We start from the raw sequence: 11,013 nt of genomic DNA, 5'->3' as shown, positions 1-11,013 counted from the left end.
AACAGCTTGAATTAGCATCTACTTATCAATATTTTAACCATTCGCAAATTTTAAGAGAGCGAAAGGTCAGTAAATAATATCGATTTCTCTGATATGGGTGATCAAATTGTAAGAATTCCATTAGATATCGAAAGAACTCAAGATATTTTGGATAGAACTCCACAATTGAAATAAGGTACCTCCTATTTATAAAATTAAATTTAAACGCTGTTGTTCGTTTTACATCATTGATATAAAACGAACAACAGCGTTTCTTTTTTTACCGAAATAAACAATAGTTTAATTATTATAATACTTCAATGAGGCAAACAGTGTACATGAGTGCTAGGAAAGAATAAGAGGGGTTATTTTAGGTAAGAGTTAAGAATTAAGAGGGAAGAAAAATGGTTCGTGTTGTGGTTTTTATGATGATAATTATAATATCATCCCTCTTCTCTTAAAGAAAAATCCATTTACTATTGCCCTAGTACTTACATATTGAATATCATCTTATCTCATAACGTAATATAGTTTGACGTTTTGATATAAACTACTTCTCATTTCTTGTAAATGATTGATACTGAAACCAATGATCTTTGTAGAGTTATAAAAATTAATCTATTAATCATTTGATAAACAATGAAAAAGTCAATCAAAATTTCATCAATCATAGGCCTTAGCCTTCTACTATTCGCTCACTCTACAATCTTTTCATGCACAGGTATCCGACTTATTGCAGAAGATGGAACAATACGTTATGGAAGATCCATGGAATGGGGATCATTTGATATTCACTCTCAAGTCGCGGTTATTCCAAAAGGATTTCAATTCAGAGGCTTGACACCAGAAGGTCAAAACGGGAAAAAATTCTCAGCAAAATATGGTTTTATGGGATTAGACTGGATGGGAAAAGATTTAATTGTTGACGGAATGAATGAGATGGGGTTAGCAGTTGGAAATTTTTACTTTCCTGATTTTGCTGAATATCCAGAATTTGTTTCACAAGAAGCTGATAATACGATCTCTTCACAAGGATTACCTAACTACATTTTGGCTCAATTTTCAACTGTAGAAGAAGTAATAGAAGGTTTACAAAAAGTAAACGTTGTAGGTGTAATTGAAGAATCGTTAGGAATCGTTGTTGATTCGCATTGGATGGTAACTGATGCATCAGGTGAATCAATCGTGATAGAGTATATCGATGGTAAGTTAAAAATTTATGATGCCTCAGTAGGTGTTATAACTAATGCTCCATCATATGATTGGCACCTTACCAACCTTAGAAATTATATCAATCTTAGCTTTGACACAGCAAAACCAAAAACCATCAATGGCAATACATTCTCACAAATTGGAGTAGGTTCGGGTATGGTTGGTTTACCAGGTGATATGACCCCTCCTTCACGTTTTGTAAGAGCTGTGGCATGGACTCAAACGACAAGACCAATGCCTAACGCTGATGAATCTTTATATGAAATGTTCAGAATCTTAGACAACTTCAACTTAACTCTTGGTGCTGACCAAGCAGAGGGAACAGGCGAAATGTTTGGTAAAGATCATAGTACAATGAAAAGTTCTACAATCTGGACTACATCTTGGGATTTAACGCATAAAGTATTCAACTATCATACGCAACATAATAGAAGAGTTCAACAAATTGATCTTAATGATATTGATTTCTCTAACATAGGTGATCAAATCAAAAGAATTCCTCTTGATATCGAAAGGCAACAAGATATTTTAAATAGAACTGCGGAGTTGAAATAGATAAACAGTTAGAATTTTAAATAAAAAAATGAACAATGATAAGTCAGAAAATACTGGTCTCATTGTTCATTTTTTATTTGAATAATACTAAGGTGAATGTGTAGAAATCTACATATCGTTTTTTATTTATTCATGATGAATTTTTCTGCACCTTCAGAAATATAATTTTTCATCACGCCATTGTCATCATAAATCAAAATGGCTTCCAAGTCAGAATGATCTTCAATAACTTTAATCGCTTTCTCCACACCCATTACCATAAAAGCAGTAGCATAAGCATCTGAACGCATACAGCTTGATGAAAAAACCGATGCACTTAACAAACTATGCTGAACAGGATAGCCTGATCGAGGGTCTAATGTGTGAGCATATTTCTTTCCATCTTTCTCATAAAAGTTTCTATAATTTCCTGAAGTTGCCAATGCTTTGTTCGGCAATTCCACAATCAGTGAAAGTTGCTCCTGCTGACCACCTTCTCCATAACGAGGATTATCGATGCCAATTCTCCATACTTTCTCTTTCTCATTGTGTCCTTCACAAACTACCTCTCCTCCTATTTCAACCATAAAATTATGGATATTCTTCGCTCTCAATAAATCTGCAACTACATCCACTGCGTATCCTTTGGCAATCGCACTGAAATCCAGCTCCACGCCTTCCTTCGATTTTCTCACTTCTTTTTCATCAAAAGAAATGTAAGAAGCAAAGTTGACAAAAGACTTAATAGAATCTACCTCTTCATCTTTGATCGTGGGTGTTTTACCTGGACCAAATCCCCATGCTTTTACAAGTGGCTGAATAGTAGGATCAAAAGAACCTTCAGTGATATCATACACTTCTTTACTTTCCTTCAAAACCGGATAGAAGAAAGCTGATTCATAAGTAAAAGCAGTACCTGAATTGAAGCGTGAAATTTCTGATGATGGAATATAAGTGGATAACGATTGATTGAAGTCTGCGAGCACTTTTTTAATTTCCTCATCCAATGGTCGGCCCTCTTGATCAATATATTTCACATTATAAGGCACTACTCCCATTGTTGTACCTCTCACATGAAAATGAGTGGGCAGTTCAGGGTTATACTTTCTATAAACCCATACAATACCGACTAATGTGATAAGAATAAATGAATAAATTATGTTTTTCTTTCTGTTATCCATTACGATTTTAATTTTCGTTGCGTATCTTGATATTATAATTTGGAATCTTTTCCTGCAAAGGTGAGTAAGAGTAACAATTACTCCTATTTGTTTTACATTTTTTTAGAAAGATTCTGAGGTTAGAACCAAAATTAAAAAGTAAACTGTGCAAAAGACCCTCAAGACGTATCAGAAAAGACTTGCTAATTTGTCCGCAAGAAATAAATCTCTGTACTTACCAAGAGCATATTCTGGTCAGTATATCGATATAGCAGACTTGGATCAGTTGATGCAATTGCCTGCTTTTGACATTATTCGTCAGGTCATTAAAGGTTTCAAAACGATTCCGATCTGTCCGACAGCAGACAGCAGAGACGGAGCGGCCAATAAAATCAGTACGCAAATCAGGAGAGTGGCCAAAGCAGCAAAGTTTGTTTTGGAAGAAGGTGGCAGACACGATTTATTTCTAGGATATCCTTTTGTACAGGGCAGGTTTATTAACGGTGGAAATTTGAGGGCTCCATTGTTATTCTTTCCTATTGAACTAAAACAGGAAAACGGTAATTGGGTGTTACAATTGAGAGAAGATACTGAAGTCACTTTCAATAAAACCCTACTTTTGGCGATCTCACATCACAATGGTGTTCTATTTGAGGATGACTTTTTAGAAATGACATTTGAAGATTTCCCCAAAGACACCACCGCTTTTCTCACCAAATTATATCATACTTTAGAGGATTCTAATTTAGAACTCAATTTCAACCAAGATACTTTTGGAGAATGGATACAGCGTTTTGAACCTCAAAATAAAGCCTACTTTTTAGAGCATTTTGAAGAAGGACAAATGAAGCTTTTCTCTGAAGCACTTATCGGAATTTTCCCACAATCAGACTCTTATTTAATGCCTGATTATGACCGCTTGATTGAAAATGATAAGGTCAAAGATCTGGAAGATTTTTTTGGCAGTGCAGAACAGCATCTTGATGTTTTAGGATTAAGAGAAACTTATGTTGGAAAGGCACAGCAAGAAGAAGAACTGCTTTCACCCTATCCTATTGATGCTTCTCAAGAGAAAGTCATTAAGGAAGTGAAAGGTGGCAACTCTGTTGTGGTTCAAGGCCCTCCGGGTAGTGGTAAATCACAATTGATTTGTAACCTGATTGCTGATTTTACGACTAGGGGAAAAAACGTTTTGGTGATTTCACAGAAAAGAGCCGCACTTGAAGTGGTCTATCAAAGAATGAAGGATATTTCATTGGGGACATTCTGTGCAATGGTTCATGATCACCGTTACGACCGTGGATATATCTATAAAAAAATGCATGAACAAATTGATGCATTAGATAAATTCAAAGAAGATAATAATAGCCTTGGCGCTATGCAGCTGGAAAGAACTTTTGCTTTACTTTCCAAACAGATTGACAGTGCTATCACACAGCTGGAAGAATTTAGAGACGCACTTTATGATGCATCTGAATGTGGTATTTCTGCGAAAGAACTGTATTTAAAATGTGATCGAAAACTTCCTCATACACACCTGAAAGGCTGTTATCAACAATTTGATTTAAAAGAAGTCAATTATTATAAAGACCGTCTGCACACCTACCTTCAGTTTGCTTCAAAACTGGATCATGAAGATTATATATGGAAAGACCGTATTCCTTTCACTCATTTTGAAAGTAGTGCCATCTTACATATTCATGAAATTCTTGATAATATCATTCCTTTTAAGGATAAAATTATCAGTGAAATCACAGACAATATACAAGTTGAACTTTCATTTGATGAATGCCTATGGATTTTGAGACAGGAAGAACAGGTCACAAAGTTTATGGAGATCATCAGCGATCCTGATGTGTATAAAATGTTCAACTCCATCATCAAGAAGAGAGGTAGAATTCCCACATTACAAGACTGGCAAAACCACAAAAGAGGGTGCATGAGTTCTTTTAATAACAGGGGAACGGAAATTGAAAAAACGCTTTCTGATAATGAATTAGGTGATGCTATAGAATGGGTTACGACTGCAATTGGTGCTAGAAGTAATCCGATGACATTGATGAAGTGGCAGTTCTCTTCTAAAAAGAAATTTATAGATCAGCTTCTTCAAAAAAATGAATTACCAAATACTGCTAGAGGACTTTCGGACCTTCGCGACCGACTGGAAAACAGAATGAACCTTACGCATCAGAAAAATGACATGCGTAAATATGAATGGATTGTTGAATTTCCGGAAGAACTAGAAAGCAAAGCTTGGGAAGAATGGTTCGCTGCAGGACGAAAGGCCATTGAAGCACGAAAACTCTATACTTCTTTACGTACAAGCGTACAGTTTATAGAGCTTCAGAATTACAGTTACGATGAATTATGGACTAAAATCAATGTCCTTTTCAAAACGATACATAAAATTCCTCAGGAAAGAGTAAAATGGGAAGAATACCTTTCTCCACTTGAAATTGAGGATATTATCAATAATAAGATTGATCTAGAAGAATTTAAAGAAGTTCTGGAAGAGGATTTTGATGAAATATGCCGTTTCGATAAACTCAAAGAATCTTTTACTCCTCATGAATGGGCCGCTTTTCGTATGATCGATACTCACCTGGAAGGAGTTCATAATCATCCTATCGAAGAGGTTATCGTTTATCTTGAAAACAGTTTAAACATTAGCTGGCTTTACCACATCGAAATGAAACACCCTATTTTAAGAGTGGTTTCTAATGGGGCAATTGAACAGCTGGAGAAAAATCTGCAGGAAGCTATTCTTGAGAAAAGGTCGATCTCTACAGATATGACATTGGTGAGATTGAAAGAAAGAACCTATGATAAGGTGGAATACAACCGCCTTAATAATAGAGTAACGTACAGAGATCTTTACCATCAAGTCAATAAAAAAAGAAGCATATGGCCGTTGAGAAAAACATTTCATCAGTTTCAAGATGAAATTCTGGACCTGTTGCCTTGCTGGCTGACCTCACCTGAAGCGGCTTCGGCAATCTTCCCATTGATCCCGTTTTTCGACTTGGTCATTTTTGATGAAGCTTCACAATGTTTTGCCGAAAAAGGAATACCTGCGATGTATAGAGGATCGCAAGTGGCCATTTTAGGAGATTCCCAACAGCTTCCTCCATTTGATCTTTATAAACCAAGATGGGAAGAAGATGAAGAATACGACTTAGATCCCGCTCTGGAAGTTAATTCTCTGCTAGACCTTGGAAAACAGTATTTATCTGAGCACTCTTTACTGGGGCATTACCGAAGTCAAACTTTCGATTTGATCGATTTCTCTAATCAGCATTTCTATAAAAATAAACTCCGCTTTATTCCTTATTTCGAAAAGCTGGATGCTAAAGAAAATGGTATTGAATTTATTAAAGTAGAGGAAGGAAATTGGAAAAAAGGCATCAATAAGGAAGAGGCTATCAAAGTGGTGAAATTGGCCAAGCGATTAGTTGAAAGAGGAGAAAAGAATATCGGTATCATTACATTCAATCATAAACAGCAGGAACTGATACAGGAAATTATGGAGCGTTTGGATGTCAACTGGCCTGAAGAATTGATCATCAAAAACATTGAAAACATACAAGGTGACGAAAGAGATCACATCATTCTTTCAGTTACTTATGCTCCAAACGATAAAGGAAAAATCAACCTCCAATTTGGTACTTTAAGCCAAGAAGGAGGAGAGAAACGCTTGAATGTAGCCATTACTAGAGCACGAAAGAAGATGTATGTGGTCAGCAGTATTCTTTCCCATCAACTGAATGTGGAAGAAAGCAAAAATGAAGGGCCTAAGCTGTTGAAAAAGTTCCTTTATTACGCCAAAGACATACAGGATAATGGTTATCAACCTTCTGTACAACGCAATAATTCGTGGTCATTTGGTAAAACGCTGAAGGAAGCTATTCAAAACAGTCATGAAATCAAAGAAATGATTCCTTTCTCGGCCTTGACTGTGATGGATAAAGAAGCACCAATTGGATTGTTGATGACAGACGATGAAGCTTACCATCAATTTATCTCTGTGAAAGAAGCTCATGGCTATTTCCCTATTGAGCTACAGAATAAGCATTGGACTTATCAACGTTTCTACAGCAGAAACCTCTGGAAAAATGGCAAGAAATTCAGAGCCGCAGTGCAGGATTATATTGATTTGACAGAAAATGGTCGCTACATAGAGAGTAAATAGCTTAAGTACTAGGACAAAAGTAAACGAGTTTATTTTAATGAAGAATTAAGAATGATGAATGATGAATGAAGAAAAATGTTTCTTGCTCTGGCATATAAGCTTGTCTTTATGACGGAAACCGTTCCAGAGATGTTGTATTGCAAGGTTCACGTGGACCATAGTACTGATCTCCTTTTCTTCATTCTTAACTCTTCATTCTTCATTCAAAAAGTCCCTTTTCTTCTGTCCTAGTACTTATTGCAAATAATTCAATTCTCTTCTTTGTGTAAACAAATTTTAATATACTTAGAATAAGACATCTATATTTTATTAAATGTAATTTTTACATATAAAATATTAATATCTCATTTTATTTAATATATTTGAATCGTTAATAATCGGTAAAGGGTCAAACCTTTACTCCCACTTTTTCGCTATAGGTAATCTAAACTAAAACGAAACACTATGAAGAAAGCATTAATTATATTATCGATGTTGTTTTTACCTTTATTGACAATGGCAAATGAGGTCATTGTGAAAACAAAGAGTAAAACTCCTAAATATGTTTTAGTGGAAGGAAAAATGGTGAAAGTAGGTACTTTTCCAAAAGGGCAAGTTTTGAAAATTTACAAAGACCCTGAAATTGTTGGGAAAGTGGAATACAAAGCAAGGGTGAATTACCATAAAACAGACTGTGGACATTTAATTTCCACAAGAAACTTCAAGAAGCATTAAAACGTGATTTTATATATACAAAAAAGTCACTAGCCTTAATTGGTTAGTGACTTTTTTTATCCCTTTCAAATCGTTTTAGTGATGCAGTACAACACCCTTGATTTGCCCTCTGCTTGCTTTCATATAAAGCCTTCAGAAGTTTTATAATTTTATTCTTCATTGACTAATTCTTTCAGCATTTTAATAGGAACCACACCTTGTGCCTTCTTATTAAATTTCCCGTGCACATAACCTATATAATAAGGAATAGTTTTCATATTGAATTCCTGTGCTACTTCCGGCAATTTTTCTGGATTTATTTTAACCACTTTAGCTTTGCCATCCAATTCAAAGGACAGATTAGAAATTGTTCCTTCCATCACTCGGCAAGGGGGGCACCATTCAGTTGAGAAATTTAAAATCAACTTCTCAGTGGTGTTCATAAAGTGCTCTAATTCACTTTTAGATTGAATTTCCAAAATGTTGCTAGGCAATGTAAACATTCTAAGATTACTACTTGTTATAAAGATGAGATCAACATATTACAGAATAACCTTATTAGATTATTCATCAAATTGATTTTATACTATATTACGTAAATATAGATCCAAAGTTAAAATAAGCGGGAGGATTGAGAAATATTTCGTCATTATTATGAATTGCCTGCCAAAGGTGTCATTTAGTCATGAAATATTGTCATTCTTTTAAAAATTAGACAAAAAAAACAAGGCCCGTCATGGACGAGCCCCGTTTCAATTTACACCCAAACTTTAAACACTATGAAAATTGATCTGTCCCTTAGGACAGAAACTCTCAGTTCTTATATTAAAACACTCTATATCAGAGCGTTAGAATCACTTTTAGAAGGATACTTACTGTAAGTATTTTGTATCCTTTTCTCTTATGACATTACAAAGGTGCTCAATCTTTTTTAAAGAAAAGTTGACTGTCATCATCATGAAAATATGATAGTTCACTGTTTTAAAAAAAATTAAAGAATAAATGTATCTCTTATTATTTTATAAAAAAGGTCAATAAAGTTATTTTTCGCACAAGGTTTGATTTAATTAGTAAATACTAGTGCAAATAAGAATTATGAGAATGGCAGAAAAAGGCCTTTCTTTTTATAGTTCTCTTACAAAACTTAATTTTTACTATCTAATTATGAAAAAACAATTCATTTCTATGGTGGCTGCTTCGATGTTAGGCGGCATCATTTCAATTGGAACTTACACAACATTTATTCAAGATGACAATCAAGGTCAAAAAATAGAAAGCGAAAAACCAGTGGCTTTCACTAATTATGAAACGACTACAGCAAGGCCTGAATATACAGTTCCTGATGGATTGAACTTTGTGAGTGCTGCAGAAAAAACAACACCGACAGTAGTTCACATTAAAACATATGCTGATGCTACAGCAATGCGAAGAAATTCTCCTCGTTTTTTCCATGACTTCTTTAATGATCCACGTGCAGAAGGTGGTCAGTTAGGATCAGGATCTGGAGTCATTATCAGTGCGGACGGCTATATCGCCACAAACAATCACGTAGTAGAAGGATCTTCAAAAATTGAAGTCGTATTAGAAGACAAGCATACCTTCACAGCAACTTTAGTGGGTACTGACCCTACAACAGACTTGGCATTATTAAAAGTAGAAGCTGATGAAAACCTTCCATTCTTAAAATTCGGAGATTCTGATAATGTGAAAGTAGGAGAATGGGTATTAGCCGTGGGTAACCCTTATGAGCTGACTTCTACTGTAACAGCAGGTATTGTCAGTGCAAAAGCAAGAAACATTAATATATTAAGATCAAAAACCAATCTTGCAGTTGAATCATTTATTCAAACTGATGCAGCAGTAAACCCTGGTAACTCAGGCGGTGCATTGGTAGATTTAAACGGAAGCTTAATTGGTATCAACTCAGCGATTGCATCAAGAACAGGATCATTCACTGGTTATTCTTTTGCTATTCCTTCTGAATTGGTGAAAAAGGTAATGGAAGACCTTAAAGAATACGGAGCAGTTCAAAGAGCATTGATTGGTGTTCAGATTCAGGACATTGATCAGAAAATTGCTGATGAGGCTGGTCTTGATAAAATTTCTGGAATTGCCGTAATGGGTGTCAATCCTCAAGGTGCCGCAAGTGAAGCGGGTATTGAGCAAGGTGACATTATTACTAAAATTAATGAGGAAGAAATGAGTACTGTTTCTGAATTACAAGAGTACATTGCAAGAAAAAGACCGGGTGATGTAGTCAAAGTAACAGTAAATAGAAGCGGAAAAGAGAAATCTTTTGATGTAAAATTAAAAAATAAAGAAAATAATACTGATATTGTATCAGCACCAAAAAATTCTGCTGAAGCTATTGAAGCATTGAATGCAGAAGTACAACCTTTAGCAGATAAAAAAGCTTCTGCACTAGGTATAAATGGTGGTTTAGAAATCACTAAGTTGGCCCCTAACAGCAAGTTAGCTCGTGCAGGCATCAAAGAAGGCTTCATAATTATGTATGTAGATAGAGAGGAAGTTTTATCAATTGAGGACCTCGGAAATGCTCTTAGAGGAAAGCGCGGAGGCATACTTTTAGAGGGAATGTATCCAAATGGTGAAAAAGAATATATTGGATTAGGACTTTAAGGTATTATATTTGCAGGGTTGTTGTTAATAAACGCAACAACTCTGTTTTTCTTTGAAAGATATTTACCTTGTTAACATAATTATTCAAGAAAAACTGTTTAATTTGCAATGAAGTAAATGTCAATCCGCATAACACTGTACACTAAATAACAGTTTATTACATTTATTTTCATTCATTAACGTTTTTAATGAAACTTTTTACCCCCTAGTTGACGTTTATAAGGGTGTAAGACACAACAAAGAGGTTGTGAAATAAAAAAATTAGTAATAGAAGGGAATAATTAAATATTTCATTCGATTTACAAAAAGAACAATAGTTTGCTTTAAGTAATGGGGAAAGGGTTTAGATTTTATCTGATCCCTTCTTTTTTTGTCTAAACTTTTTTGAGCATATAAAAAGGGTCAGTACCAAAAGTTGGGCACAGACCATAATGTTGCTACCTTTGTAATATTATGAATGACGATTTATTAGCCTTGTTTTTCCCTGAGGGGATGTTAGATTACTTCGATATTGAAGACTATACAAACAGTTCCACAGAACTTCAAATTTATCTAAAAGAAAAAGATATTCCTCCTGTTGAATATTCTCATTTGGAACTCCAAAAA

Annotated in this window: 6 protein-coding genes; 4 read left to right on the top strand and 2 right to left on the bottom strand. The window is 34.8% G+C overall.

Translation table 11 applies throughout. The features are described from left to right. Positions 1-618 precede the first annotated feature (618 nt). Positions 619-1,746, top strand: coding sequence for a linear amide C-N hydrolase (locus HHU12_RS31510; protein WP_169660717.1), 1,128 nt, complete (start codon positions 619-621; stop codon positions 1,744-1,746). 122 nt (positions 1,747-1,868) lie between these two features. On the opposite strand, the gene HHU12_RS31505 is transcribed toward HHU12_RS31510, so the two are convergent. After that, positions 1,869-2,906 carry an FAD:protein FMN transferase gene (locus HHU12_RS31505; protein ID WP_169660716.1) on the bottom strand — a complete coding sequence of 346 codons (1,038 nt, stop codon included), beginning with the start codon at positions 2,904-2,906 and terminating at the stop codon, positions 1,869-1,871. A 145-nt stretch (positions 2,907-3,051) separates the two neighbouring features. On the opposite strand from HHU12_RS31505, the gene HHU12_RS31500 reads away from it, so the two are divergent. Together HHU12_RS31500 and HHU12_RS31495 are read left to right on the top strand one after the other, a co-directional pair. Then, positions 3,052-7,074 (top strand): AAA domain-containing protein, encoded by a 4,023-nt coding sequence (locus HHU12_RS31500; protein ID WP_169660715.1) that lies wholly within the window; start codon positions 3,052-3,054, stop codon positions 7,072-7,074. A 444-nt stretch (positions 7,075-7,518) separates the two neighbouring features. Then, positions 7,519-7,788 (top strand): hypothetical protein, encoded by a 270-nt coding sequence (locus HHU12_RS31495; protein ID WP_169660714.1) that lies wholly within the window; start codon positions 7,519-7,521, stop codon positions 7,786-7,788. Between the two features lie 149 nt (positions 7,789-7,937). On the opposite strand, the gene HHU12_RS31490 is transcribed toward HHU12_RS31495, so the two are convergent. After that, entirely contained in the window at positions 7,938-8,270 is a 333-nt protein-coding gene (locus tag HHU12_RS31490) for a thioredoxin family protein (protein WP_169660713.1), read from the bottom strand. 661 nt (positions 8,271-8,931) lie between these two features. On the opposite strand from HHU12_RS31490, the gene HHU12_RS31485 reads away from it, so the two are divergent. After that, entirely contained in the window at positions 8,932-10,407 is a 1,476-nt protein-coding gene (locus HHU12_RS31485; RefSeq protein ID WP_240971222.1) for a Do family serine endopeptidase, read from the top strand. Positions 10,408-11,013: the final 606 nt, after the last annotated feature.

Source organism: Flammeovirga aprica JL-4, assembly GCF_012844305.1.
Classification (GTDB): Bacteria; Bacteroidota; Bacteroidia; order Cytophagales; family Flammeovirgaceae; genus Flammeovirga; species Flammeovirga aprica.
Note: the sequence above shows the minus strand (reverse complement) of the source record. Positions and strands in the feature narration are given on the sequence as shown.

Coding starts and splice junctions, on each gene's coding strand:
- HHU12_RS31510 (WP_169660717.1), top strand. CDS start 619: ATGAAAAAGTCAATCAAAATTTCATCAATCATAGGCCTTAGCCTTCTA.
- HHU12_RS31505 (WP_169660716.1), bottom strand. CDS start 2,906: ATGGATAACAGAAAGAAAAACATAATTTATTCATTTATTCTTATCACA.
- HHU12_RS31495 (WP_169660714.1), top strand. CDS start 7,519: ATGAAGAAAGCATTAATTATATTATCGATGTTGTTTTTACCTTTATTG.
- HHU12_RS31490 (WP_169660713.1), bottom strand. CDS start 8,270: ATGTTTACATTGCCTAGCAACATTTTGGAAATTCAATCTAAAAGTGAA.
- HHU12_RS31485 (WP_240971222.1), top strand. CDS start 8,932: ATGAAAAAACAATTCATTTCTATGGTGGCTGCTTCGATGTTAGGCGGC.